Raw genomic sequence first — 293 nt, forward strand, 5'->3', positions numbered from 1 at the left:
TAACCTTTTAGGAGCTAGTCGTCTAAGGTGGGACAGATGATTAGGGTGAAGTCGTAACAAGGTAGCCGTAGGAGAACCTGCGGCTGGATCACCTCCTTTCTAAGGAAATTTCGGAAACTTACATTAGATTCATCAATCTTATTCAGTTTTGAGAGGTTTACCTCTCTACTTGGTTCTTTGAAAACTAGATATTATTTAATTTCTATATTGAATTTGTATAAAAATACAATTTCAACCGAGAACACCGCGTTATTTTGAGTTTTAAAATATTAGTTTATTCGTAAATACTCAAC

General features: G+C 34.5%; 1 rRNA gene. It reads left to right on the forward strand.

Annotated features, from left to right (window positions below):
- A 16S ribosomal RNA gene (locus OEZ61_RS08115) occupies positions 1 to 99 on the forward strand; the annotation flags it as partial.
- Between the last annotated feature and the right edge of the window lie 194 nt (positions 100 to 293).

The organism is Apilactobacillus sp. EABW-1NA (assembly GCF_030398685.1).
Lineage (GTDB): Bacteria > Bacillota > Bacilli > Lactobacillales > Lactobacillaceae > Apilactobacillus > Apilactobacillus waqarii.